Below are 25,098 nucleotides of genomic sequence, written 5' to 3'. Positions count from 1 at the left end.
TTGATCACTATACTGCAATGGTTTCTCGTGCTGGCGTCGAGCGTGGGGCTGTATTTTGTAGCGCCTCTAGCACGCACAGCCGACGAATTTTTCCGGGGTAGCCGCCGCGAACAGGCCCCCAACGCGCTGTTCCTGACGAGCAGCCTGGTCATTTCGTGGCTTTTTGCCAAATCCATTACCAACGCCGCCAACTTGGGCCAAAGCTTTGGGCTAGTGGGCGGAGTAGCCTACGCAGGGTACTACCTGTCATTCGTAGTAGCGGGGCTGGTCATCATCAGATTGCGTACCCGAGGGGGGTACCTTAGCATCCATCACTTTCTCGAAACCAAGTTCGGGCGGGGAGCCATTGTGGTCTTTACTTTCCTGATTATCATCCGGTTGTACAATGAAATCTGGTCCAATACGATTGTCATTGGCAGCTACTTCGGTGCCACGGGTACACTACCCTACTATGTGGCCATCGTGGTGTTTACACTGTTGACGCTGGCCTATACCCTCAAAGGCGGCATGAGCAGTTCGATCATGACCGATGTGATTCAGATGGCGCTCTTCGTCGTATTGCTGGTGGTCATTCTGGGCTTTATTTTTCCTGCTCAGGAAGGAGGCATTCAGTCCTTCGCCACAAGTGGTACCTGGGATTTGGCCCACGGCCTCGACCTGTTGCTGGTGGCCGTCATCCAATGCTTCAGCTACCCCTTCCACGATCCCGTTCTGACCGATCGGGGCTTCATTTCCGCCCCCAAAACTACCCTGAAATCCTACCTCTGGGCGGGTTTGATTGGGGCGCTGTGTATCGTCTTTTTTAGTTTTGTGGGTATTTTCACCCGATTACAAGGTCTGGAAGGCGAGGCTCCCGTAGCCGCAGCCCGGTATTTCGGCGCTCCGATGCTGTTGCTGATGAACCTGATTATGGTTACGTCGGCATCCTCCACGCTGGATTCAGCGATGGCATCTTTTTCCAAACTGGTGAGTATAGACCTCAGCCGTTCACCCCTCCCCAAAGTATCGACGGGCCGTCTGGCGATGGTAGCGTTGACGGTGCTGGGTACCATTCCCGTTTTCTTCGACCCCACCATTCTCTCCGCCACAACCGTCAGTGGTACCGTGGTGCTGGGGCTGGCGCCCATTTTCTTGTTTTGGAGCGCCAGGGTACCCCGCATCGCTTTTCATTTATCGGTGGTGGGCGGATTATTGCTGGGGGGTACCCTATCGTTCATTACCCTGCCCGACTGGCTTATATTTACCGAAGGCAAATACGCGGCGCTGCTCAGTACCAACGTGATTACCAGCGTATACTGTTTTTCGGTGTTTGGGATAAGTTGCCTTACTGGCCGAATCCGACGGGGCCATAAGGCTATTTAAAGTTGACCAATCGGTATGTTTCAAACTTATCGGTTCAACGCAGACAGAACGACTCTAATAGCTTCGCCTTTCTTCAATCTTCTCCATCGGCCTCCGAAGGAGTATCCAATGCCTGCACGTTTTCCGTAAAATGCCTGATTCCCCTTTCCAGGCCAAATTTCCGGGTATTATATTCTTCTGACCTATGGCGAGGAATCGACAGGCTCTTCCATCCTTCCCCCCTGACCATCCGGGCTATGTAGACGATCTGGCCAATGTGGTAGGCGTAATGAGCCAGCTGGCGATTTAGGGCCTCTGTTATCGTATGCTCCTCGTTGCGGATATACACAATATCTTCAAGTTGATCCTCTCTGATACCATTCAGGGTCTCCAAAAGGCGCTGCCAGCCCTGATCCCAGTAAGCGAGCAATTCCGCGCGACTGGTAAAGCGATTTTCAAACTCCCCATCGCGGTTGCGCCAGGGTTTTTCCCCATCCGTGGTCAGAAAATCGGTGAAACGGGAAAGCATATTCCCCGCCAGATGATTCACTATGACCGCAATGCTATTGCTCGCCCCATTGTATTGCCAGAAGAGCGCCTCATCGGCCAGCTGTTCCATGGCCCCCTCTCCCAGCTTTTTGTAATATTCAAATTGCCTGATCACGCTTGTCAGATAAGATGTGTTCATGGTTTCTGTAGTTTTTAGTGTTCGCCGCTTTATGTTTTACCGCCTCCGCCCCGGTATCCTAGCGCTACCGGCCACCCGTTACATCGATGAAGGTGCCGGTCGAATAAGAGGATTTATCCGAAGCCAGCCACAAAATGGCCTCGGCCACTTCGCGGGCCGTACCACCGCGTTTTAAGGGAATACTGTCTTTCAGACGCTCGATGCGACCCGGTTCTCCGCCCTGGGCGTGGATATCGGTATGGATGAAGGCCGGCCGCACGCCGTTGACACGGATACCCTCCGCGGCCACTTCCCGGGCCAGGCCCATAGTTAGGGAGTCCAGGGCACCTTTGGAAGCCGCATAGTCGACGTACTCGTTGGGAGCCCCTGTTTTTGCCGCCAGCGACGACACATTGACGATCGTTCCACCGTACCCGCCGTACTTGGTCGACATCCGCCGCACCGCTTCCCGGGCGCAGAGGAAGGGGCCGGTGATGTTGGTGGTGAAAACCCGATGCAGGCGGTCAACCTCCATCTCGTCCAGTCGCATCTGCCGCTCCAAAATCCCCGCGTTGTTGACCAGGCAATCCAGCCTGTCCAGTTGCCGGGTTGTTTCTTCAAACAAATGCCGGATCTCCTCCTCCCGGGAGGCATCGGCCCGGATGGCCACCGCCTTGCCACCCCGGTCCGTGATGCCAACGACCAGCCGTTCAGCCGCCTCCCGACTGCGGTGAAAATTAACCGCCACGGCAAAACCATTTTCCGCGGCCAGCTGCGCCGTGGCCGCGCCGATTCCCCGGCTGGCCCCCGTAATGAGCATTACTTTCATAGTCTTGTGGTTTGGTTAGGCATTTCAAGTACCAGTTTTGCTTTTAATCCCGTCAGTTCCCCGAGCAGTCCGGTCTCCCGTACCCGGTTGTCCAGGCCCAGGCTCCGGGCGATCCGCACGATTTCAAAATTCAAGGTATCTATTTCAACCGGCCTGCGGCTGCGGATATCCTGTAGGGTGGAAATGAGCTGTCCGTCGGATGACCTGCTGATTCGCAAAAGGCTCTCTTCCACCTCATCAGGCCCGATCATGATCCCCTTTGCACGGGCCACGGCCGTGCATTCAGCGATGATCCGCCGGGCCAATTCCAAAGCTGCTTCATTGCGGTGGAACAGGCCGTTATCCGCCTCCAGCAAGGGGCAGACCGAGTTGAACACGCAGTTGACAATCGCCTTTTGCCAGATAATGGGCTGAATGTTCTCTTCACTTTTAAAACCAAAATCGGGGGTATTGAGCTGCCGGACGATGGCACTGAGCGCGGTGACTTCACCTTTTTCCACCCCGATGGGCGAAACCGCCACGGGTCTGAACCGGACAGTATCCTCGCTGAGGCACTGGCTCGTCACGAACAGTATGGCCCGGTACACCTGCGGGAAGCCCCGTTCAAGGAAGGGGCGCTCGACGCCCAGGCCGTTCTGCAGCAGCACCAGGGGTGAATCCCCGATTTTGTCCCGGAGCAGGTCGGACAGGCGCTGGTTGCCGTAGGACTTGGTAGCCAGTACGACGAGGCCGTTCAGCGTGGAAAATTCATTCAGGGTAGCTACCTCAATGGAAGCCTCCCGCAGCGTATCTCCGGCGGCTTCTACCCGGAGGCGTTCGATCTGGCTACCGGCTTCGTCTACGCTTCCACGGACCAGCACCACCTTCCGGCCCGCTAGTTTGAGAAACACCGCAAGGGCTTTGCCGATTGCGCCAGCCCCTATAATGAATACGCTCTCCACATTGTAAGCCATACGCTTCATTGTTTTACTTTGAATGTCGCTTGGGTAATTCTGCCGTCGTTCCCGTTTTGAGGGCTGGTGCAGGATAATAGAGCAAAGTTGGGTAGTAACGGAATGCGATAGCAGAGGCAGTTTTTTTATTTTTGCAGGGAGCAGTTTGTAAAATAATGAGTAACGATATTCAGAAAAACCCCAGCTTTTTGTATGCGCGCATCGCCGGCGTCATTCAACAACAGATTCTAGACGGCATCCTGCGTACTGGGGATAAGCTACCATCCTTACGCACGATTTGCCGTGAATACGGAGTAAGCCAAAATACCGCCATGAGCGCTTACTATGATCTGGAAAGCAAAGGACTCATCGAGTCACGCCCGCAGTCCGGCTACTACGTTCGCTACCCCCGTAGCCGTCGCCCCTCCCTTCCCAACGCCACTACCCCCTCATCAATGCCCCACGATGGAGACCCCGACGCGCTGGTTAGTCAGGTATATGGCACTCTGGGCGAACCGGGTAGCCTTCCTCTTTCTCTGGGTACCCCAGCCAATGAGTTGCTGCCCATTGCCAAGTTGAACAAGGGGCTAATGCTGGCTACCCGATCACTTACGGGTAGCGGTATAGCTTACGACAAAGTGGAAGGCAGCGAGCGGCTGCGCCGTCAGATCGCCCGCTGGGCTTTTGCCATGGAGTGCAATCTGGGGATGGATGATGTGATTACCACCAGCGGCTGCCTGAATGCTCTCTCCTACTGCCTGATGGCTGTGGCCGACAAGGGTGACACTATCGCTATGGAAAGTCCCGTATCCTTCGGCATGCTCCGGCTGGCGCAGGCGCTGGGCCTGCGGGTGCTTGAATTGCCGATGCACGCACAGACTGGAGTGGACCTGAACGCCTACGAACACGCACTACGAGAAGGCCGAGTAAAAGCCAGCCTACTGATCCCCAATTTCAGCAACCCGCTGGGCAGTTGTATGCCCGACGAACATAAGCGGGAAGCAGTGCGCCTGGCCGAGCTATACAATGTACCACTGATCGAGAATGACCTCAACGGGGACGTCTACTTTGGTACGCAGCGGCCCAAATCCTGCAAAACCTACGACCGTAGCGGCCTAGTGCTGTGGTGCGGCTCTGTTTCGAAAACGCTGGCTCCGGGCTACCGGGTGGGCTGGGTCGCCCCCGGCCGGTTCAGAGAGCAAGTCCTCCGGATGAAGCTGTATCACTCCATCTCGACTGCATCGATTACACAGGAGGTCGTCGCCGGCTTTCTGGAGACCGGCCGGTATGAGAACCACCTCCGTAAGCTAAGGCGCACTCTGCACGCCAATCAGTTGAACTTCGCCCGCGCCATTGCCGACTACTTTCCCGAAGGAACGAGGGCCAGCTGCCCTCAGGGAGGCTTTGTACAGTGGGTAGAACTGCCCCGGCACGTTGACGCGCTTGAACTATACGGCAAGGCACTTTCTCACAAGATCAGCTTCGCTCCCGGTCGGATCTTCACCCTACAGAACCAGTACGGCCATTGCCTGCGGCTGAACTACGGCCTGCTGTGGAATGATGAACTAGAAGGTACCCTCCGGCGACTGGGAGAGCTGGCCAAAGCGGAAGTATAACACTACTACTGGCTGATATTTTTATTGCTATGCCCGAAAGAATCCATTCAGTACGATAATTCAGGCATCCGTATAAATGCTACCGACTGGCCTTACCCACGTATTGGGCAAAACCAGTCGGTAGCCACTCAACAGCTTCTTAAATCTGAGAGAAAGCCGTGGGGACTAGAAACATGCGGTGAATGTTAGAAATAATTTTAGCATTGGCATAGTCCGGTATCGCACTGACTTTTTTCCACTCCGGATCAGCAGAAAAGGTTTTCCAGCTTTGGTCGTGATCAGCCATATCGTCGAAAGTTAGCATATACGTCAAATTGGGTCGTAGGGGACCAATTAAGGTTTCACCAAAAAAGACGGGTGTCAAGCCTGTACGCTTAAAAATGGAAATTTCACCGCCCTCGTTAAACATTTCTATTTTCTTTTTTCCAGCCGCTTCACCCGGGCTTTCATACCGGCGCAACTCAAAAATCCGTGCCTTTTTTTCGGGCACCTCCAGCTTGGGCATCATCGCAAATGATTGTAGCAGAGAGCTTTCTATGCGCTCATAGGCTGGGGCAGAAGATCCATCAGCCGTCAGGTAAGCCGCACCGGCTTGCTGGTAGGCGGTATCATTGGCCAGCTGATCGTTGACTTTAAGAAAGGCATCTATGGAAGCATAAGGAATGATCACGACCAGTTTGGTAAAGCCCTCCGCCAGATACTCTGTAAACACTCCGATGTTTTTGCTACCCAATTTATTCAAGGCAGGAATAGCCGCCTGTTTGAGGTAATCTTGAACCAAACTTAGTTGTCGGCCATTTTTCATGGTGTAAATCCGGAGTTCATAATACTCTAAATCAGCTTGCTTTGAACTGGAAGTTGATTTATTACCAACTGAATTTGTGAACTGTGCAGCAACCGGAGTAAGTAGTGAAGCTTTAACAAAATGGCGTCTTTTCATGATAAAAATTGTAAAAAGGAAGTAGGGTTCTTCAAAAATAGGAATAAAGGCTAAAAAGGAATGGAATTGTTCTCCAATTATTTGACCCATCAGCGTATCTTTCCTGCTGTTCAGAGTATTTAAAGAAAGTCCTGGAAACAAGTAGCTCGACTTCTGGGGTATACTATACTATGCAATATAGTTGCCTAATCTTGGAATCAGACCAGGTTCTGAACCCGCAGGGCCAGTCACTCTGTTTATACCAGAACTTCTTTCATCGGAAAAGTACATGAATAAAATACCATACGCCCAATACCTCGGCAAACTTACCGGTAAACTTCTCGTTTTTGGCGGCCCCTATTCCAACCTACAGGCCCTGACGGAATTACAGCACATCGCTACAAACCAGGGAATCCCGCCTCAAAACATTATCTGCACCGGCGACGTGGTGGGCTACTGCGCCCAGCCGGAAGAAGCAGTGCAATTGGTAAAAGCTTGGGGCATTCATTGCATTTCCGGCAACGTGGAGCAAAATATCGTCGGCGGCGAGGACGATTGTGGCTGCAACTACCGGGAAGGTGGCCGCTGCGATCTGTTTTCCCGTACCTGGTTTCCCTACGCCGTCCGCTCGCTCTCGGCCAATGCGATCCAATGGATGGCCGATCTACCGCAGCATCTTACTTTCCAGTATGCGGGTAAGTCCGTAGCCGTCGTCCATGGGTCTCCCGCCCATGTGTCGGAATACGTCTTCGAATCCACACCCTGGACCACGAAGGAAAGGCACTTTCAAACTACGGGTGCCGATGTAATGCTGGCGGGCCACGCCGGGCTACCCTTTGCCGATGTGCGGGATGATTGCTTCTGGCTCAACGCCGGCGTCATCGGGATGCCCGCCAACGATGGTACCCCCCGCGTATGGTACCTTTTGCTCGACGACTCCTACGGGGGCTTTTCCTATTCTTTTGAATCCTTCACCTATGATAATGCCCGGGCAAATCGGTTGATGCTGGAAAATCACCTGCCCGAAGCCTACGCCAAAACATTGCTAACGGGGATTTGGGATAATTGTGAGATTTTGCCGGAAGCGGAGCAGGAGCGGCAAGGCGTAGCGTTGATGCACCAACTTCCCTCTTGAAATTTAATTTATCAATAAATTCGATCTTTCTGCTCGTATGAAGTAGGTACAACCATCGGCTTGGTCTGATTTTTTCGTGCGTCTAGACCAAAAGCTACCAACTTGAAAATCCTATGAATAAGAAAGACGCCCAAATCGCCTACCTGCTCATTCGCCTCACGATGGGACTCAACTTCTTCATGCACGGAGTGGTCCGTATCTTCGGCCACCTGGACAAATTCCGCGAGAAAACGGTAACTGATTTTCAGGAAACCTGGCTGCCTCAGCCGTTGGTGGATGTGTTTGCGACTATTCTTCCTTTTTTTGAGGGTACGATTGGACTTTTGCTGCTTTTAGGCTTATTCACCCGTCAGGCAATCATGGCAGGAGCCGTGGTCATGATGGTGCTGATCTTCGGGACCTCGCTTCGGCAGGACTGGGCTTTGGTAGGTTCGCAGATCGTCTACTCCCTGTTTTTTTACTTCCTGATGCGTTATGCGGCCGACAATGCCTGGTCACTGGACAGTCGGCGAAAGATAGCCTGACCTACCCTACTCAAACTGAAAAGCAAAGTACGTTGCGGAGCCCTTGCCCGTATTGCGAAGCGCGTGGGGTACCTGCGATTGCAGGAAGATAATATCCCCTATCTGGGAGGTTTGCCACGTCCCATCGATGCTTTCTTCGGCTTCGCCTTCAATCAACAGCAGAATTTCGGCGGCTTTGTGCGTGTGGGGCGGGTGGCTCATTAGCCCTTCGTTGAGGGTCGTAATGTGCATCTCGAAGCGCTCGGACTGGGTCGTGGCGGTATCGAACACATTGCGTCGTCCGCCTTTGTCGTGGGTTTTGTATTCCAGATCCTTCCAGTGCCTTACAAACGAGCCGCCGGCTTTGGTACCCCGTTCGGGTTGGGGTTGTCCAGTTTCGTACCGCATAATGTAATAGGTTACCGGCTTTTGGCCGCCGTTGGTCAGGGCATGTTCATCGCCCGGCATGATCAGGGCGATGCTACCCTTCTCCAGCGTTTCTTTCTTCCCTTCGATCGTTACAGTCAATTGTCCGTCTTTCACAATGATCAGTTCTTCGTCGGCGTGTTCGTGGCCGGGATGCGGTGCCTCGCCCGCTGCCACCGTGGTGGCGTGGACCTTCATGTGCGTGAACGCCGGAGTAGCGCCTTCCAGGAGTACCCGTTGCTCAGAATTGGCTTTTTTCGTAACCGTAACGCCATTCCAATGGTAAACTGCCGACGGGATTTGCTGGTATTGGGCGGTACCTGCAAACGACAGGCTCATGAGCAGCGCCAAGAGGATAGGACGGATATCGAAGCGGAAGTGAGTGTTCATCAAGCGGTGGTTTATGATTTAGTTTACCAAAGTTCAGGTAGGGCAGAGTCCTACTGATCATGAGTTCAGAATCAACGTCCGGTTATTTGAGCCCATCCTTACTGGGTAGTTTTTCAAAATAGGCCTATATTTAGCCAGTCGAAATGTCAATTTTTATTTTCTCTAAATAATACAATTAACCCATGTCAAAATTTTATCAAGCCGTGGGCCTGGTCTGTCTGATGGCGGTTGTCCAGGTTTCCTGCTCAACCTCCAAAGTAGCACCGGCTACGACTAAAACGGCCACTGCCAAAGCCGACAGCAGCGACAAGGCCAAACCCAAAACGGGAATGAAGGCCTATAAGGCGGTGATTACCAAGGAGGCCGTTTCTGATTCCGGTGTCTTTATGGTCCATAAGGTCGGTGAAAAATACTACTACGAAATTCCCGATTCACTGCTGATGCGCGACTTCCTGTGGGTCAGCCGTTTTGCCAGTCTGCCTTCCGGACTGGGCGGCGGATACGTCAACGCGGGTTCGTCCGTCAACGAACAGATGGTTGTCTGGCAAAAATTTGGCGACAAGATTGTCCTCAAAACCAAATCCTACAACGCCGTAGCGGCCGATTCGCTGCCGATCAACATTTCGGTGCAGGCCAACAACTACCAGCCTACCATCTATGCGTTCGATATTGCCGCCCTCTCCAAAGACTCGTCGGGCTACGTGATCGACGTAACCAAGTTTTTCAGCAGCGACATCAAAACGTTCAGCGGCCTGGACGCCGAAATGCGCAAAAATTACAAGGTGAGCAGGCTGGACGACAGCCGCAGTTTCATCCAAAGCGTCAAAAGTTTTCCGCTCAACATCGAAGTGAAGCAGGACTTCACCTACGATGCCGCCGAGCCACCTTCCAATTCCGAAACGGGCGCGATCAGCCTCTTGATGAACCAATCAATGGTACTTTTGCCCAAGGTACCCATGCAGCCCCGGATCAACGACTACCGCGTGGGGTACTTTAATATCCGGCAGCTCGATTATGGCTCCGAAGCGCTGAAAGCTGACGAAAAATCGTACATCCGCCGCTGGAAGCTGGTACCCAAAGACATCGCGGCCTACAAGCGCGGCGAACTGGTGGAGCCCGTGAAACCCATCGTGTATTATCTCGACCCGGCCACGCCCGACAAACTGCGCCCCTACATCAAAGCGGGTGTGGAGCAATGGCAGGAGGCCTTCGAAACGGCAGGATTTAAAAACGCCATCATTGCCAAAGATCCGCCTTCGCCCGAAGAAGATCCTGATTTCAGTCCCGAGGATGTCCGCTACTCAGTTATCCGCTACGTGGCCAGCACCACCCGCAATGCCGTGGGGCCTAGCGTATCCGACCCCCGCTCCGGCGAAATCATCGAGAGCGACATCATCTGGTACCACAACCACCTGCGTTCCTACCGCAACCGCTACCTGCTGGAAACGGGCGCGGCCAACCCTACCGCCCGCACGCTGGACACGCCCATGGACGACCTCGGCGAGATGATGAAGGAAGTGATTACGCACGAAGTAGGTCACGCCCTGGGTCTGCCCCACAATATGAAAGCCAGTTCGGCCTACCCCACCGACTCGCTGCGCTCGGGCGCTTTCACGCAGAAATACGGCATCGCGGCTACCATCATGGATTATGCCCGCTACAACTACGTGGCGCAGCCCGGCGATGAGAATATCCGCTTCGTGCGGCAGTTGGGCCCCTATGACCACTATGCCATCAACTGGGGCTACCGCTACCTGCCCGAAGCCCGGACCGCCGAGGCGGAGGTACCTACCCTCTCGAAGTGGATCGACGAAAAAACGGGAAACCCCATGTATCAGTTTGGTAGCGGCAGCGGCGGCTACGATCCCGAGAGCCAGACCGAAAATGTCGGTGCTGATTTGGTACAGGCCAGTACCTATGGCCTCAAAAACCTGAAATTGGTAGCCCCAAAACTCTATGACTGGACGGCCGCAAAAACCAACGACTACGACGACCTGGAAGAACTCTACGACGAATTGCTGGGCGTGTGGAGCCGTTACATCGGTCATGTGGTAACCAACGTGGGTGGAGTGCACGAAAACCGCCTGAAACCCAATCAGGAGGGGTACATTTTCACGCCCGTGGACGCCAAAACCCAGGCTACCTCAGTAAACTGGCTGCTAACCAATGCGTTTGCTTCGCCCGACTGGCTGCACGAATCCAAAATCTCGCGCAACATCCACCATGCCAACTACGTGGACGAAATTCGTTCCCTACAGGCCCGTCACCTCAACAGCCTGCTCTCACCTGACCGCCTGGCGCGGTTGATGGAAAATGAAGTCAACGATGTACGGTACAATGCCCTCGACATGGTGAGCCAGCTGCAACGCGGTATCTGGAGCGAAGTGTACAAAGGAACGGAAATCGACATCTACCGCCGTAATTTGCAGAAAGCTTACCTTGACCGTATGAATTACCTGCTCAACGAAAAACCTACCGCGAGTCGCTTCGGGACGCCCGTCAACATCAGTCAGTCGGACATCCGTTCAATCGTGCGGGGGGAATTGGTTAAATTGCAACAACAGTTGAAAAGTGCCCAAAACCGCTACAAAGACGATCTTTCGCGCTACCATGTACAGGATGCGCTCGTTCGGATCGACACGATTCTTAATCCAGCCAAGAGCTGAATATACCTATGAAGCAACTTGCCATTTACCTCGTATTGAGTACCCTGACCCTGCCTTCCGTGCAGGGTCAGGGTACCCCTAGCCAAGCTGATAAAGCGATTTACGACCTGATCGATGCCTACTCCGAGGCGCGGGAAAAACAGGATACAATATTGCTCAAGAAAATTCTGACCACGGACGTGGATCAATTGGTATCGACGGGTGAGTGGCGAACCGGGATCGGAGAGTCAGTGTCCGGGATGATGCGCAGCTCGGCCACCAAACCGGGTACCCGGAGTCTGACCGTAGAAAAAATAAGGTACCTTAACCCGCAGAGTGCATTGGCGGATGCCCGCTATGTGATTCAAAACGACGACCGTACCGCCCGACAAATGTGGAGTACCTTCGTTGTGGTGAAGCAACGGAACCAATGGAAAATCAGCGCCATCCGCAACATGCTGCCCGCCAAATAGCCGTAGCTTGGCCTATCAAGTTTACCGAATCACACCATCATGTCCGTTTTCAGGTCAATTTTATTTTATCTGGTTCTGTTGTTCGGTACGTTGCTCATAGCTGCCACGTTACTTTCCCTTCAGTTGGACAGCCGTTATTGGTACATCAAAATCCTCAATTTCCCCCGTCTTCAGATCACCGTTGCACTGCTATTATGTCTGCTTTTTTACGCTATTTTTTCAAAACCCTGGACTACGCTACGAATCCTGTTTGTAGCTGGTCTCCTTATATCCATAGGCTTGCAGGCAGCCATCTTATATCCGTACCTTCCTTTTGCGCCCAAGGCCGTAGCCTCGGCTGATTCGATCGATGAGAACGAAGGAAAAAGAGAATTTAGCGTCTTGGTAGCCAATGTGTACATGAAAAATCGGCAAACCCAGGGGCTGATACAAAGTATCCAGGATCGGGAGCCCACTTTTGTGCTAGCTTTGGAAGTCGATCGGTGGTGGGTGGAGCAATTGAGTGTCCTGAAAAGCACCTATCCGTATTGTATCGAGAAACCCGAAGACAATACTTACGGCATGGCCTTGTACTCCAGGATTCCTTTGGAAGCATACGAAGTACTGTACCTCAACCAGGCCCATGTACCTTTTTTTCGGGTCAAAGTCACCCTCCCTAACGGTCCCCAAATGCAGCTACTTACTCTCCACCCGGTGCCTCCAAAGCCAAGCGAATACCCAGACAATATTGGGGAAAAAGAAGTCGCCCTCGTCAAAGCCGGTCGAATCATTGCGCAGGACTCACTGCCGACGGTTGTAGCGGGCGATTTCAACGACGTAGGTTGGTCGTATAACTCCCGGCATTTTGAAGCTGTCAGCCGTTTGGGCGATGTGCGGCATGGCAGGGGCCTCTACAATACTTTCAACCCCCAGTCGGTGTTATGGCGTTGGCCACTCGACTATGTGTATGTTTCAAAAGAATTCACAGTACTAGAAGTGAAGCGACTAGCCGAATATGGCTCAGACCATTTCCCCTACTACGTAAAATTGCACTGGACCCCGTAATCGAGCTTTTCGCCCCCCAAGAATCATCCGCGTAGTCGATCTTCCCTGGTGGCTGAATAATCACTCGATTGAACCCGCTACTCATGGGTAGCCTGCAGTAGCTTGATACCGGATGAGAAGAAGACAATTCCCAGGATTCCGGTCACAATCAGGACCTTAAATTGGTCGGAATCATTGTCCATAACCTGGATACCGGTGTAAATCAACGCACCGATACCCAGAACGGTGAGCAGTATACCGAAAATTTGTTTCGTATTCATAGGGATATGACGGTCTTATGAGGATGTTTCGGCATTTCTACTCAATTAATGTACCATGAGATCCACATAGGCAGTATTGTTACTGTAAATAATTAACAATCAATTAATTAGCCTGCACTTTATTACAAAACGATTTTTAGCTGCGGGGTATAGTTTCTACATATTAAAAAAGGAAAACCCAGGTACCCACAACCGCAACACCTTTACCCCGCTTTTTTCACAATTCAAATCTCGGCCTTTACTATCGATTGAATCACACTAATAAAAATTGAACAATTTTTGGTTCGGAGAAATCCAAAAGTAACTCAATGGCGTAATTAGAGAGACATGTCATTTAACACAACCTCTAACTATGTTCCCAATGAGAAAATTTGCCCAAAAGTGGCTCTTACCCGTCATGGTACTGGCCCTCGGATTTGTCCTGCAATCCTGCGAAGATCACCGCCTGCCGCCCGCTGCTCCCCAACTTCCCGACCAGGTATTTTATGCCCTGACCGATGCCAATCAACTCTATGAGCTGAACGTCAAGAACACGGCCTCGCCACTACGCACCCTATCCATTACGGGACTGCAAACTGGTGAGACTATACTGGGCATTGATTTTCGTCCGGCTACCGGTCAATTGTATGGCGTGGGAAGCACCAGTCGCCTATATCATATCAATTTGCAATCCGGAGCCGCCACGGCCCTGAGCATCGATCCATTCACGCCTGCCATTGAAGGTACCATGGTCGGTTTTGACTTTAACCCTACGGTAGACCGCATCCGGCTCGTGACCAATACGACACAGGATTTGCGGCTGCATCCCGAAACCGGCGCCCGCGTTGCCATTGACGGCAACCTGAACGGCTATCCCAATCCGATGGTAACTGCCGTGGCCTATACCAATAGCTTTGCCGGCACTACCAGTACCCAGCTGTACGACATCGACCCCATGACGGACAAACTCTACCTACAGAACCCACCCAACGACGGGGGACTTCAGGAAGTAGGGCCGTTGGGGTTGGATATTACCGCCGCGGGCGGATTTGATATTGCTCCCGACAACAATTATGGCATTGCGTCCGTGCAGTTTGGTGGGAAGTGGGAACTGAATTACGTAGATCTGATGACTGGCAAATTACAAAAGCTAGGCGACCTGCCTTCAGGTACCATCACGGGGATTGCCATACCTACTCGGCCCGTGGCGTATGTGGTCGATGTGGCCAATACCCTGCACATTTTCAATCCCAAAGTTTTACCCCTTACCACCATCCCGAAGCCGATCACCGGTTTGCCAGCTGGCGTAATGATCGAGGGTATCGATTTCCGGCCCTTCAACGGACAGCTGCATGCCTTGGGAAGTGACGGTATTCTTTACACGATCAACCTGTCGAATGGTGCCGCCACGATGCTATCTATTGTGAGCGTACCCCTGGATGGTACCAGTTTCGGCGTGGATTTCAATCCCGTGGCGGATCGCCTACGGATTGTGAGCAACAACCGGCAGAATCTGCGCGTGAACGTCACGACCGGTGCCGCCATCGTGGATGGTACCCTTACGCCAGCTATGGGTATGCCTACTCCCTTTATCAACGGTGCTGCCTATACGAATAGCTTCGCGGGTACTACCTCGACCGTACTGTACGACATCGACAGCCAGTCGAACAAACTGTTCAAGCAGGATCCGCCCAATGCCGGAGGCTTGCAGGAAATCGGTAGCCTGGGTATTACGGTCAATGCCGCCAACGGCTTCGACATCGGGGGTACCACGGGCGATGCCTATGCGTTCCTGACCACGGGCAGCGGCACGGGCTTCTATAAAATCAACCTGACGAATGGCAGTGCTTTCCAAATCGGCGACCTGCCCGTCGGCATAAAAGGATTCGCGCTCGGATTTGGGCTGTAAGACTTGGGCTTTTCATGGCATTAACTTCAAAAAGCGGCAGGAAAAATTTCCTGCCGCTTTTTGGATTAGCGGGTCACCAAATTGAAGCGTTTTCAGTAATTCATTTTTTCCAATCCTCGAGTCTGATGCTACCTTTACCCATTCATGGCCCAACGGGCCGATTTTTCAGCGAATATAATCAATCAATGCACCATGCTTTCCCTACAGCATCAGGTATTTATGGAAGTAGCCCGCCTGCTGAGTTTTACGAAGGCCAGTCAAACCTTTTTTCTCAGCCAGTCGGCTATCAGCAAGCAGATTAAGTCGTTGGAAGAGTACTACAAAACCGGGCTTTTCGAACGGCATGGCACCACCGTCAGTTTAACGCCGGCCGGGCAATTGCTGTACATAAAAGTGCAAGAGGCCACGCAATTGCAGCACGAGCTACACCAGGCGATGCATCAGCTCAACGAAAACTTTCGGCCGCCTACCAAACTGGCCATCGGGGCAAGTACTACTATTAGCCTGTACGTACTTCCTCCCATTTTATCGGCCTATCTGCGCCAGCACCCCACGCTCCAAATCAGCGTCCTGAACCGCAATTCGACCAATATCCAGAAAGCCCTGCTCGACCATGACATCGACGTGGGAATCGTGGAAAGCATGACCCGCATTACCACCCTGACCTATACGCCCTTCATGACCGACGAGGTAGTGGCCGTCTGCTCGGCCAACAGTTCGCTCCGCACCCAGACGCTAACCATCAATGATCTGCCTGCCATCCCACTGGCTTTACGAGAAGCGGGATCAGGTACCCTGGCAGCGGTGGAAGGCGCCCTCAACATGCACGGAATTCAGTTGGGCAGATTACAGATCCGAATCCGGTTGGGAGGAACAGAGGCTCTGAAAAATTTCGTTCTGGCCGATACCTGCCTGTCGTTCCTGCCCCGGCTGGCGATCCAGCAGGAGCTGGCCGCCGGTACCCTGCTTGAGGTACACATCGAAGGATTGAAGATCGAGCGAAATTTTCATTTCATCCAACGGAAAGGTACCGAAAACAACCAGTGGTCGCAGACTTTTATTCGCGCCACCCAGCGTTTCTATTCCTCCATAGAATAGTTTATGCCAAAATACGATTTGCATGGGGCGGGCACAAATGCCACCTTTCGGACAAAATAGCCACCATGTCTACACACTCTACCCCGTCGCTGCTGCGCGACTTGCGCTGTGCTAATTGCGGAAAAACCTATTCGCCGCTAGGCCGGCATACGCTTTCCGACTGTTGCCAGGCTCCGCTCCTTTGCGACTACGGTCTGTATCCAGACCGCATAGCGAAAGCCGATTTACGGTCACGCCCCTACTCCCTCTGGCGGTACGAGGAGGTGCTCCCCGTGTTCAGGCCCGAAAACCGGATCAGTCTGGGTGAAGGTTGGACGCCCTTATTACCGGTTCACAGGCTTGGCAATTCCTACGGCATCCCTCGACTGGTTCTGAAAGACGAGGGTTTGAATCCCACCGGCTCTTTCAAAGCACGCGGGTTGAGTCTGGCGGTCTCCAAAGCCAAAGAAAACGGTGAGAAGGCCTGTATTATCCCCACGGCGGGCAACGCGGGTGTAGCATTGGCGGCATACTGCGCCCGCGCCGGTATGGAAGCCGTAGTGGTTATGCCCCGGCATACCCCCGAGGCCTTCCAAGAGGAATGCAAGGCCTACGGAGCTCGCCTAATCTTGATCGACGGCCTGATTAACGATTGCGCGGCCAAGGTACGGGAAATGAATCGGCAGGCTGACTACTTCGATGTTTCGACGCTCAAGGAGCCCTACCGGGTGGAGGGAAAAAAGACGATGGGCTACGAAATTGCGGAGCAGATGAACTGGCAGGTGCCGGACGTGATCCTATATCCAACGGGCGGTGGTACCGGTCTGATTGGAATCTGGAAGGCATTTCACGAAATGAAAAAACTGGGTTGGCTGGCCCCCGACCTGCCTCTTCCCCGAATGGTGGCCGTGCAGGCTGAGCAATGCTGTCCAATAGTGGAGACTTTTTTGGGAAAGCAGTCCAACAGCAAGCAGTATGTGGGCAAACCCACGCTGGCCAATGGGCTCGCCGTGCCCCGCCCCATCGGAGAGCCGCTGATGCTCGACATTCTGCGCGAATCCGAAGGAACCGCCCTAGCCATATCAGACCATGAGATGGTACGGGGGGTGCAGGAAATCGCCCGGCAGGAGGGTATATTCGTCGCGCCGGAAGGTGGGGCGATTTGGGCGGCTGCTAAAACATTACGGCAACTGGGCTGGATCAGACCCGACGAGCAGGTGCTGCTCTTGAATACGGGGTCCAGCCAGAAGTATCTGGAAAACCTGAAAGGTAGCTGGTGATCGTAGTCAGCCTCCGAAGGTACTCAGCGGCGTGATCGTGGACTTGCCGCGGGACTTGAAGCATGATTTTTCCTCACCGCCGCCAGCATCTTATTTAATTCTTCAGCGCTGAACCATTTTCCTTTTACCATTACTCCCCTGATTTTTCGAGTATTGGCTATTGCTTCCAGCGGATTGGCATTGAGTAATACCAAGTCCGCTGTTTTACCGGGTTCTATGGTACCTATATCATCGGCTCGGTGTAATAATCCTGCCGCGTTGACCGTGCTGGCTTTTAGTACTTCATAAGCGGGTAGTCCGGCGCTGACCAATTCTTCCATTTCGTCGTGCATGCTGAATCCGGCCAGTACGTACGAATTCAAACAATCGGTTCCCACCACGAACCTACCCCCGTTATTGAACATGATCTTCGCCATGTTTTTCTGTAAGGCATACTTGTTTGGGCCAAAGTAGTGGAGTCGCTGCCGCCAGAAATTCAGGGTACCCTCGTCCACATACGCTTCGTAATCGGTGGGGATGGAAGGATCAAGGGGCGATTTTTGAATATTCCGATAAACCAGCAAGGTAGGGCATACCCACTTCCCGGATTTTCCAATCATTTCGCATTTCCTGATCAAAGGTACCTCGGCCGAAATCGGCCGCACGTCGACATGTTCCAGCGAGTATTGACTCAGGGCAAGCGTTTGGTAGAGGGGTACCTGAAAGGGAATATGCCCTACGACCCGAATCCCAACCGAATCGGCCACGCGGAGAATTTCCAAATACAATTCCTTCGGCAGGGTATGGTACACTTTGATGAAATCGTAACCCGATTTCTGGTACTTCAACACAGCAGCGCGCGCTTCCTTTTTCGTGTTGAGGATGGTACTGAACTTCCAGAGATGATCGGGGCCTTCCAGAATCTGACTGGCGACGTAGTAGGTGGGGCCAAGGACTTCTTGCCGGGCGATCTTTTCCCGCAACCTCAGTTGAAGGGAATCGCCCGCCATATTCCGGACGGTGGTTACGCCGTTGGCGATGAAAAGGAGCAGATTGTCCTCGTCGTTCACATGCACGTGCATGTCGTTCAGCCCCGGCATAAGGTACCTGCCGGCACCATCGATTAACGTTGGGTGCCCGGCGGTGTCGATGGGTTCCGAAACCCGGGTTATCTGTTTGATCTTCCCCTTTTCGATGAGTACATTCTGATGGAGCAGCAAGGTATCCCGATTCATGGGTATGACCGCAACGTCCCGCATGAGGTAGGTGTCGGCTTTTTTCCGGGCCATTTGTCCGTACGCGTAGGGAAGTTTGGATTTGAGGTAAGTCGGCGGTAGGGCCTTGGAGCGTGGCCTCACCAGCAGGAAGGTACCTGCCAGCAGGGTGAGGGACAGAAGCAGGTACCCTGCTGTTTTTTTCATTGCCAATCAGAAATCATCATTCATATTTATAAATAGATGCGCAAAAGAATCAGCGCCTTGCTTTCCAGGCAGCTAGAATCTCCGGCTCCCTGGTAGCCAGCGAAGCGGGGCCTGCCAGTAGCTTGCGGCGCTTTTCTTCCGGTACCGCCTCCGAATTCCACCATTCGTGAATATCCCGAACGGTTTCGGCCAGCGGGGTAAAGGTCAGTCCGTTGGCCACGCTGAATGAAAGATCGAGCCGAGCCGAACCCAGGTTGTCGCCAATCGGCATGATCCAGGGAATAGCATCCAGCACCTTGTGTTTCGTCAGAAAATCGTAATCCGGAATCATGACAAAGGAGGCCCGGGAATTGAACGCCGCATGCACCCCGTACACGAAGGCCTGCATCCCCGTGGCTGACGGCGGCCCGACGGCATTGTAAATACCCGCTTTGTGGTTTTCGGCCAGGCGAATCATAAAGCCCGCCACATCACGCACGTCGATGTACTGGACAGGATCGTCGGCCTTGCCGGGTACCAGGATTTCCCCACCCAGGGCGATGCGCTCCGGCCAGTAAGTAAACCGGTCGGTCTGGTCACCGGGGCCGATCATGTAGGTGGGCCGGACGATGATGGCGCGCTCCTTCCCGAAACCATTCATCACCTCGATTTCATTCAAGGACTTCATCACCCCGTAATCATATTCCAGTTTTTGTACTGACGTGATGCCTTCGGGTACCTTTAGCACCAATTTGGTATTTTCGCGAATATTCTGACCGAGATAAGGATAATACACACCGGTGGAGGAGGTATACAGGTACAAGCCACAACTATTTTTCAGGAGCGCCACGGCATCCTTTACCCATTTGATCCGGTTACCCGAATTGTCGATGACCACATCCCACCTACGGTTTTTCAACGCCTCCAGGTCGTTCTCCCGGTCGCCGATGAGCTGTTCCACCTCATCAAAGATGTCTTTTTGTACCTTCGGCTGGGTACGTCCCCGCGTAAAAGTGCTGATGCGGTGGCCGCGCTGTAGGGCGTAGGCGATCTGCTGCGGACCGAGAAAACTGGTGCCGCCCAATACCAGTATCGAGAGTGGTTGCAACGCTTTTGCGCTTTCGGCGGCCGCAGGCTGCGGTTTCTGGGCCAAGCTGCTCAGGGATCTACCCAGCAGTGGCAGCAGGGTACCCAGCGTAATGCCGGTTTGTAGAAATTTTCGCCGGTTCGGTTCCTGGTTCATAGCCTCGTATTTTTTTACAAGGAAAAGTAAGAAATTTGGCATTCATTCAGAAAACTGAATGATGAGTGGTAGGAAGGCGTCGGCTGCCGAGTAGGACACCCCAGGATTTTTACGCCAAAACAATTTCCCGAATAGTAGGTTTTGCAAGATAGACACTTCTACACGAAGTTGCCTAGCATTCTGAATATCATTAAATTAGCTCTTTAAACTCTTAAACTACATAGGAACATGAAAAAAATGTATTATCTACTAGCTGTTGCCTGTGCGGGGTTCGTACTGCTGGCCACGACCCATCGTTCGGTGGAAGGAAAGTACGGGATGGGCGTCGGGTCGCCCGAAATAAAATCGATCAATTCGTTGTCATTCGGGCCGGAAGGCGTATTGTTCATCGGGGATTCCAAGAGTGCGATGATTTTTGCGGTGGACACCAAAGACGCCGCCATGAACGAGAAGGCGGCTAACGTGGACATCAAGAACATCGATCAGAAACTTGCGGCCCTGCTGGGTACCGAAGTACAGAATATTACGATTCAGGACATCGCCGTCAATCCGGTTTCTAAAAGTGTCTACCTCGCCGTTCAGCACAGCGATGGTACCCCCGTGCTGCTGAAAATAGACGGCGACAAAATCACGCCGGTCAGTACCCAAAATGTGGCTTTTTCAAAAATCGCCCTGAACGATGCGCCCGCCGAAGACGCCAAAGATCAGCGCGGCAATTCTATGCGCGTGGCGGCCATTTCGGATCTGAACTACGCCGATGGCACCGTGATGGTCAGCGGCTTGTCGGGCCATGAATTCAACTCGACGTTCCGGCGGATTCCTTTTCCCTTTACCAACAAGCAGGATCAGGCCTCGCTCGAAATATATCACGCCGCGCACGGCAAGTACGAAACGCTATCGCCCATCCGGACTTTCACGACGGCCGAAATCAGCGGCAAGAAGTACCTGGTGGCCAGCTACACCTGCACGCCGCTGGTGCTGTTTCCGATGGATGAGCTGAAAGCCGGACAACACGTAAAAGGCCGGACGGTAGCCGAAATGGGCAGCGGCAACCAACCGATCGACATGGTCACGCTGACCAAAGGCGGCGAGTCGTACCTGATGATGGCGAATTCAAACCGGCCGGTTTTCAAAGTGAATTACAAGAGCATTGAAGGCTATCAGGGTTCACTGACAACGCCGGTGGAAAAAAGCTTTGCTACCGCCGGGGTAGACTTTGTGTCGTTACCCGTAACAAACGTGCTTCACTTGGCCAAGCTCGACGATTCCCGCATGGTACTTCTGCAACGCCGATCCAACGGCAACCTCGACTTGTGGACTTCGAGTGAGCGGTATTTATGATTGGAAGGAAGTTTTGGAATCGGATCAGACCGTACTGCGCGTACGGTCTGATCTTTTTTGTTTTCCTGGGTACCTGGGGCTGTTCTTCTTCCTCCCAAAAGGCCGAAATCCGTATTCAGTGGAAAGGCAAAACGGCGGTTGGCGTTTCTATTCCCATTGCGCTGGCCAAGGGGGTACCTTCCGATTCCATTCCCAATCTGCTCCAAATAAAGCTGATCGGTTCCGATTCGCTGGTGTCGATTTTGGGTAATTATTCCGTTGGCTCCGACAGCATTTCCTTCGTTCCTCTCATTCCCTTCACCCGGGGCTTACACTATGAGGTCAGGCTGCGCAACGTCCGCATGGGTACCTTTGCCATTCCCCTGGCCGATGCCGCCGATGCGCCCCGACTCCTGGCTATTTTTCCTTCACAGGATACTTTGCCCGAAAATTTGCTAAAGATATACCTCCATTTTTCCCAACCCATGCAGGAAGGAAAATCGAATGAATATGTGTTTTTGATTAAGAATGACTCCGATACGGTGCAGGGCGCTTTTCTGAATTTACAGCCGGAACTTTGGAACCCGGAACGTACCGTACTCACGCTGTGGCTAGACCCCGGCCGAATCAAACGTGATTTGCACCCGAATACGCTATTGGGAGCGCCTTTGCAGAAAAACGGGCGCTATCGAATAGAGATTTCATCCCAATGGAAGGATCAGCAAGGTACCCCCCTACCGCAGTTGTACACCAAATCATTCGTAACCAGTAGGCGGGACAGCTTGTCGCCCGTACCCGCAAAATGGGCACTGGTACCTCCACTGGGAAGTACAACCCAACCGCTGAAAGTCGATTTTAAAGAGTCATTGGATCATAGTCTGATTACCGAGTCATTGCGTGTTCAGGACGAAAACGGCCAGATGATCCGGGGTACCTGGCAAGTGGGCGAAGAAGAAAAAACGGCGTATTTCAAACCTTCCGAGACCTGGAAAGCTGGAATCTACACGCTAAGCGTACGGACGATTCTGGAAGATTTGGCTGGGAATAACCTGAATCGCCCCTTCGACCGGGATGTGACCCGGCCAAACCCGAAGGTACCTACCGATGAATTCATGGAAATTCCATTTGTGATTGCCCGGTAGGTACCCCGCTGCTTCCTTTATCCTTTCGTTTCTGATTTCCGTTAAAGAACGTTAATTTCTTCCCGCACCTAAAACGGCCAAAGTCATTTCCCTACATTTGAATACGGGGAAGGCTTTTTTTTGGTCTTATTTCAGAGAGCCTAGCCTTTCGGCGTTCAAAAATCAGGGTACCCGCGTGAGGAAGGAAAGCTACTTTTTTGGCATATTTTTCGTCGGCCTCTACGTCGTGGCTACGCTTTTCCAAATGGTGCTTCGCATCCAGCTGGGTCCCCGCATTTTTACGGTACCCGCCTACCTACCCTGGTTCTCCCTTACATTTTTTCTGGATTTGATAGCATCGGGCGCCCTGTTGAGTTATTTTCACTACAAGAACTATGGGCTGGCTCTTTCAGCCGGGATACTTTCGTTACTCGCTTTACTTTGCCAGGATTTTATCATTTATTCCTTACTCGCCCGGAGAGAATTAGGAGAATACTACCAATCGGCAGTTTTTGCCGTGCTGGGCACGGCCGTATTGTACGGAATAAGCCTTACTTTTTCCCAAGCGAAGGAGCGCGTTTGGTTGAAGGCGGTGGGGATTTTCATGCTATCATCAGGTTTTATTCTGACCGCCATCTGGACCTGGCAGCTGAATACGCTGGACGCTTCGCTCAGAGGTACCCTTGAGAACGTACTTCAAGGAATTTCCCGGGCAACCGTTGTGATTCCGATGCTGTTCATTGTTAATTTTTGGCATGAACTGAAAACCGCAAAAGTTGAAGGGAAAAACAGTCCGCTGAGCCCATGGCGAACAGGACTGATGGCCCTAGGTACCCTAACTGCGTTAGTATCATCAGTTCTCCTGGGCCAAAGACTGCTTTCGGATAGCCTTATGCCGGTGCAGCCCCATGCGGTGAGCGAAAAAGCGAGAGCGCTGGCGGCCCGGTTTGAAGCCCGAATGTATACCAACAGTCAGAGCGATACACTGCGGTACCGGCTCATGCCGCCGTTGGATTACGACCCTACCCAAAGGTACCCCCTCGTGCTATGTCTGCACCACGGGGGTACCCACGGCGTCGATAACATCAACCAGGTGGAAGGTTCCTTCGCCCCATTTCTGGCAAATTATAACAACCGCAGAGCCTATCCGGCTTTTCTTCTGGTACCCCAATCTCCCCAGGGTACCAGTTTCCTTGACCCTACCATCGACAGACTGGTGCTGGAAACGATTCAGGTTTTGGAAAAGGAGTTTTCTATAGATCCTAAACGACGGTACGTGATGGGACTATCCGGCGGCGGTTTTGGATCGTGGCACTTCATCACGGCGCATCCGAAAATGTTCGCGGCGGCGGTGCCGATCTGTGGCGGTGGTGATTCCAGGCTGGCCCCAGCCATCGTCGACGTACCTGTGTGGGCTTTTCACGGTGAAATCGATGAACTCGCGCCGGTACGCGGCTCCCGGGATATGATCGGGGCGATCAGGGCCGCCGGAGGTACCCCCGCTACACCGAGTTCCCAGGGGCGGGGCATGACATTGGCGGGCAGGTTCAGAATACGCCGGGCCTGCTGGACTGGCTTTTCGCTCAGAAGAAAAAATAGACCTGTGGCATACTCTTTTAGGCAGTATCTACCCAACTACTCACTAAAATCCACAATTCACATGGAAGAAACCAAAACCGCCGAACCAGAAGTAAGACCTGACGTCGCCAGCGGCGTCTGGATGATGACCGACATTTTCGTAAACCTGTATTTTGTGCAGGACCAAGACAGCGACCGCTGGGTGCTGGTCGATACGGGTACGGCCCTTGCGAGTTCACGCATTCGGAAAATGGCCGGTAAACTTTTTGGCAAAGACACTCGCCCCGAAGCTATCATCCTCACGCACGGCCATTTCGACCACGCCGGATCGGTGAAGGAACTGGCTGCTAGCTGGGATGTGAACGTATATGCGCATCCGATGGAAATGCCTTACCTCACGGGCCGTTCGGCCTATCCACCCGCTGAACCTGCCGTTGGGGGCGGGCTGATTGCCTGGTTGTCGGGCCTATATCCGCTGACGCCTATCGATATTCATCAGTACGTACGGCCGCTGCCGCAAGATGGCAAGTTACCCGGCCTTTCAGGCTGGAAATGGCTCCATACGCCGGGTCACGCGCCGGGTCATGTGAGCCTGTTCCGCGAAGCGGATGGCCTGCTGATTGCCGGAGATGCCCTGGCCACCACAAAAGCCGAATCGGCAGTGGCTACCCTATCCCATCAGGAACATCTCAGCGGACCGCCCGCCTTTGTGGTATATGATTGGGGAGCCGCCGGAAAATCGGTAAAAAAGCTAGCCGAACTCCAACCCCAAATAGTAGCTTCGGGTCACGGCCCGGTGATGCAGGGTGAAGATTTACCCCAAAAACTCAACCAACTAGCCGACGATTTCCAGCAGCTGAGCGTACCCCAGCACGGTAGGTACCGAAATCGTCCGGCTGTGGTGGGTTCGGGCGGTGTGGTGTCGGTGCCTCCCAAAACCGAACCCACCTACCCGGCCGCCCTCAAAATCGCGGGACTGGTAAGCGTAGCCGGACTGGCGCTGCTGGCCTATGGAAAATTGAGAAAGTAAGG

General features: G+C 53.0%; 21 protein-coding genes. 13 read left to right on the top strand and 8 right to left on the bottom strand.

Annotated features, from left to right (window positions below; genetic code table 11):
- Window positions 1–1,362, top strand: coding sequence for a sodium:solute symporter family transporter (locus GBK04_RS23585; protein ID WP_152763972.1), 1,362 nt, complete (start codon window positions 1–3; stop codon window positions 1,360–1,362).
- A 73-nt stretch (window positions 1,363–1,435) separates the two neighbouring features.
- Here GBK04_RS23585 and GBK04_RS23580 read toward each other — a convergent pair whose 3' ends face one another.
- The 3 genes from GBK04_RS23580 to GBK04_RS23570 all read right to left on the bottom strand — a co-directional run bounded on the left by GBK04_RS23580 (window position 1,436) and on the right by GBK04_RS23570 (window position 3,799).
- Window positions 1,436–2,029 (bottom strand): DUF1572 family protein, encoded by a 594-nt coding sequence (locus GBK04_RS23580; RefSeq protein WP_152763970.1) that lies wholly within the window; start codon window positions 2,027–2,029, stop codon window positions 1,436–1,438.
- Window positions 2,030–2,093: 64 nt separating this feature from the next.
- Entirely contained in the window at window positions 2,094–2,837 is a 744-nt protein-coding gene (locus GBK04_RS23575) for an SDR family oxidoreductase (protein WP_152763968.1), read from the bottom strand.
- Window positions 2,834–3,799 carry a ketopantoate reductase family protein gene (locus tag GBK04_RS23570; RefSeq protein WP_373331277.1) on the bottom strand — a complete coding sequence of 322 codons (966 nt, stop codon included), beginning with the start codon at window positions 3,797–3,799 and terminating at the stop codon, window positions 2,834–2,836. The genes GBK04_RS23575 and GBK04_RS23570 overlap by 4 nt, the downstream gene beginning before the upstream one ends.
- Before the next feature lie 146 nt (window positions 3,800–3,945).
- Between GBK04_RS23570 and GBK04_RS23565 the strand changes: the two genes are divergently transcribed.
- A complete protein-coding gene (locus GBK04_RS23565) occupies window positions 3,946–5,385 on the top strand; it encodes an aminotransferase-like domain-containing protein (RefSeq protein WP_152763966.1) in 1,440 nt (479 codons plus the stop codon).
- Between the two features lie 139 nt (window positions 5,386–5,524).
- Here GBK04_RS23565 and GBK04_RS23560 read toward each other — a convergent pair whose 3' ends face one another.
- Entirely contained in the window at window positions 5,525–6,466 is a 942-nt protein-coding gene (locus GBK04_RS23560) for an NIPSNAP family protein (RefSeq protein ID WP_373331276.1), read from the bottom strand.
- Between the two features lie 127 nt (window positions 6,467–6,593).
- On the opposite strand from GBK04_RS23560, the gene GBK04_RS23555 reads away from it, so the two are divergent.
- Both GBK04_RS23555 and GBK04_RS23550 read left to right on the top strand, forming a co-directional pair.
- Window positions 6,594–7,439, top strand: a complete 846-nt coding sequence (locus tag GBK04_RS23555) for a metallophosphoesterase family protein (RefSeq protein WP_152763964.1) — start codon at window positions 6,594–6,596, stop codon at window positions 7,437–7,439.
- A 113-nt stretch (window positions 7,440–7,552) separates the two neighbouring features.
- Entirely contained in the window at window positions 7,553–7,963 is a 411-nt protein-coding gene (locus tag GBK04_RS23550) for a DoxX family membrane protein (protein WP_152763962.1), read from the top strand.
- A gap of 6 nt (window positions 7,964–7,969) precedes the next feature.
- Here the strand turns inward: GBK04_RS23550 and GBK04_RS23545 are convergent, their stop codons facing one another.
- Window positions 7,970–8,758 carry a cupin domain-containing protein gene (locus tag GBK04_RS23545; RefSeq protein ID WP_373331275.1) on the bottom strand — a complete coding sequence of 263 codons (789 nt, stop codon included), beginning with the start codon at window positions 8,756–8,758 and terminating at the stop codon, window positions 7,970–7,972.
- A 182-nt stretch (window positions 8,759–8,940) separates the two neighbouring features.
- On the opposite strand from GBK04_RS23545, the gene GBK04_RS23540 reads away from it, so the two are divergent.
- From GBK04_RS23540 to GBK04_RS23530, 3 genes are read left to right on the top strand one after another with little or no spacing between them, the layout of a single operon-like run.
- Window positions 8,941–11,424: a zinc-dependent metalloprotease gene (locus GBK04_RS23540; RefSeq protein WP_152763960.1), complete on the top strand. Its 2,484-nt coding sequence runs from the start codon at window positions 8,941–8,943 to the stop codon at window positions 11,422–11,424.
- Window positions 11,425–11,432: 8 nt separating this feature from the next.
- Window positions 11,433–11,876, top strand: coding sequence for a DUF4440 domain-containing protein (locus tag GBK04_RS23535; protein ID WP_152763958.1), 444 nt, complete (start codon window positions 11,433–11,435; stop codon window positions 11,874–11,876).
- A 39-nt stretch (window positions 11,877–11,915) separates the two neighbouring features.
- Entirely contained in the window at window positions 11,916–12,920 is a 1,005-nt protein-coding gene (locus GBK04_RS23530) for an endonuclease/exonuclease/phosphatase family protein (protein ID WP_152763956.1), read from the top strand.
- 77 nt (window positions 12,921–12,997) lie between these two features.
- Here GBK04_RS23530 and GBK04_RS23525 read toward each other — a convergent pair whose 3' ends face one another.
- A complete protein-coding gene (locus GBK04_RS23525; RefSeq protein ID WP_152763954.1) occupies window positions 12,998–13,180 on the bottom strand; it encodes a hypothetical protein in 183 nt (60 codons plus the stop codon).
- Between the two features lie 361 nt (window positions 13,181–13,541).
- Between GBK04_RS23525 and GBK04_RS23520 the strand changes: the two genes are divergently transcribed.
- The 3 genes from GBK04_RS23520 (at window position 13,542) to GBK04_RS23510 (ending at window position 17,425) form a co-directional block, all read left to right on the top strand.
- On the top strand, window positions 13,542–15,068 hold the full coding sequence (locus GBK04_RS23520; protein WP_373331274.1) for a DUF4394 domain-containing protein: 1,527 nt from the start codon (window positions 13,542–13,544) through the stop codon (window positions 15,066–15,068).
- Between the two features lie 192 nt (window positions 15,069–15,260).
- Window positions 15,261–16,166, top strand: coding sequence for a LysR substrate-binding domain-containing protein (locus tag GBK04_RS23515; protein ID WP_152763950.1), 906 nt, complete (start codon window positions 15,261–15,263; stop codon window positions 16,164–16,166).
- Between the two features lie 65 nt (window positions 16,167–16,231).
- Window positions 16,232–17,425: a threonine synthase gene (locus GBK04_RS23510; RefSeq protein WP_152763948.1), complete on the top strand. Its 1,194-nt coding sequence runs from the start codon at window positions 16,232–16,234 to the stop codon at window positions 17,423–17,425.
- A gap of 23 nt (window positions 17,426–17,448) precedes the next feature.
- Here the strand turns inward: GBK04_RS23510 and GBK04_RS23505 are convergent, their stop codons facing one another.
- Window positions 17,449–18,825: an amidohydrolase family protein gene (locus GBK04_RS23505; RefSeq protein ID WP_152763946.1), complete on the bottom strand. Its 1,377-nt coding sequence runs from the start codon at window positions 18,823–18,825 to the stop codon at window positions 17,449–17,451.
- Between the two features lie 49 nt (window positions 18,826–18,874).
- The gene (locus tag GBK04_RS23500; RefSeq protein WP_152763945.1) at window positions 18,875–20,047 is read right to left on the bottom strand and encodes an NAD-dependent epimerase/dehydratase family protein; all 1,173 of its coding nucleotides are present in this window, start codon (window positions 20,045–20,047) and stop codon (window positions 18,875–18,877) included.
- A gap of 228 nt (window positions 20,048–20,275) precedes the next feature.
- On the opposite strand from GBK04_RS23500, the gene GBK04_RS23495 reads away from it, so the two are divergent.
- The 3 genes from GBK04_RS23495 to GBK04_RS23485 all read left to right on the top strand — a co-directional run bounded on the left by GBK04_RS23495 (window position 20,276) and on the right by GBK04_RS23485 (window position 25,096).
- Window positions 20,276–21,388: a hypothetical protein gene (locus GBK04_RS23495; protein ID WP_152763943.1), complete on the top strand. Its 1,113-nt coding sequence runs from the start codon at window positions 20,276–20,278 to the stop codon at window positions 21,386–21,388.
- Window positions 21,385–22,509, top strand: a complete 1,125-nt coding sequence (locus GBK04_RS23490) for an Ig-like domain-containing domain (RefSeq protein ID WP_373331273.1) — start codon at window positions 21,385–21,387, stop codon at window positions 22,507–22,509. The genes GBK04_RS23495 and GBK04_RS23490 overlap by 4 nt, the downstream gene beginning before the upstream one ends.
- A 175-nt stretch (window positions 22,510–22,684) precedes the next feature.
- On the top strand, window positions 22,685–25,096 hold the full coding sequence (locus GBK04_RS23485; protein ID WP_152763941.1) for an MBL fold metallo-hydrolase: 2,412 nt from the start codon (window positions 22,685–22,687) through the stop codon (window positions 25,094–25,096).
- Window positions 25,097–25,098: the final 2 nt, after the last annotated feature.

This window comes from Salmonirosea aquatica (genome assembly GCF_009296315.1).
Taxonomy (GTDB): domain Bacteria; phylum Bacteroidota; class Bacteroidia; order Cytophagales; family Spirosomataceae; genus Salmonirosea; species Salmonirosea aquatica.
Note: the sequence above shows the minus strand (reverse complement) of the source record. Positions and strands in the feature narration are given on the sequence as shown.

Bases quoted from the DNA above. Each gene is read 5' to 3' on its own strand.
- GBK04_RS23545 (WP_373331275.1), bottom strand. From the start codon at position 8,758: ATGAACACTCACTTCCGCTTCGATATCCGTCCTATCCTCTTGGCGCTG.
- GBK04_RS23520 (WP_373331274.1), top strand. From the start codon at position 13,542: ATGAGAAAATTTGCCCAAAAGTGGCTCTTACCCGTCATGGTACTGGCC.
- GBK04_RS23575 (WP_152763968.1), bottom strand. From the start codon at position 2,837: ATGAAAGTAATGCTCATTACGGGGGCCAGCCGGGGAATCGGCGCGGCC.
- GBK04_RS23565 (WP_152763966.1), top strand. From the start codon at position 3,946: ATGAGTAACGATATTCAGAAAAACCCCAGCTTTTTGTATGCGCGCATC.
- GBK04_RS23500 (WP_152763945.1), bottom strand. From the start codon at position 20,047: ATGAACCAGGAACCGAACCGGCGAAAATTTCTACAAACCGGCATTACG.
- GBK04_RS23555 (WP_152763964.1), top strand. From the start codon at position 6,594: ATGAATAAAATACCATACGCCCAATACCTCGGCAAACTTACCGGTAAA.
- GBK04_RS23490 (WP_373331273.1), top strand. From the start codon at position 21,385: ATGATTGGAAGGAAGTTTTGGAATCGGATCAGACCGTACTGCGCGTAC.
- GBK04_RS23580 (WP_152763970.1), bottom strand. From the start codon at position 2,029: ATGAACACATCTTATCTGACAAGCGTGATCAGGCAATTTGAATATTAC.
- GBK04_RS23540 (WP_152763960.1), top strand. From the start codon at position 8,941: ATGTCAAAATTTTATCAAGCCGTGGGCCTGGTCTGTCTGATGGCGGTT.
- GBK04_RS23515 (WP_152763950.1), top strand. From the start codon at position 15,261: ATGCTTTCCCTACAGCATCAGGTATTTATGGAAGTAGCCCGCCTGCTG.
- GBK04_RS23550 (WP_152763962.1), top strand. From the start codon at position 7,553: ATGAATAAGAAAGACGCCCAAATCGCCTACCTGCTCATTCGCCTCACG.
- GBK04_RS23495 (WP_152763943.1), top strand. From the start codon at position 20,276: ATGAAAAAAATGTATTATCTACTAGCTGTTGCCTGTGCGGGGTTCGTA.
- GBK04_RS23510 (WP_152763948.1), top strand. From the start codon at position 16,232: ATGTCTACACACTCTACCCCGTCGCTGCTGCGCGACTTGCGCTGTGCT.
- GBK04_RS23525 (WP_152763954.1), bottom strand. From the start codon at position 13,180: ATGAATACGAAACAAATTTTCGGTATACTGCTCACCGTTCTGGGTATC.
- GBK04_RS23505 (WP_152763946.1), bottom strand. From the start codon at position 18,825: ATGAAAAAAACAGCAGGGTACCTGCTTCTGTCCCTCACCCTGCTGGCA.
- GBK04_RS23570 (WP_373331277.1), bottom strand. From the start codon at position 3,799: ATGAAGCGTATGGCTTACAATGTGGAGAGCGTATTCATTATAGGGGCT.
- GBK04_RS23530 (WP_152763956.1), top strand. From the start codon at position 11,916: ATGTCCGTTTTCAGGTCAATTTTATTTTATCTGGTTCTGTTGTTCGGT.
- GBK04_RS23535 (WP_152763958.1), top strand. From the start codon at position 11,433: ATGAAGCAACTTGCCATTTACCTCGTATTGAGTACCCTGACCCTGCCT.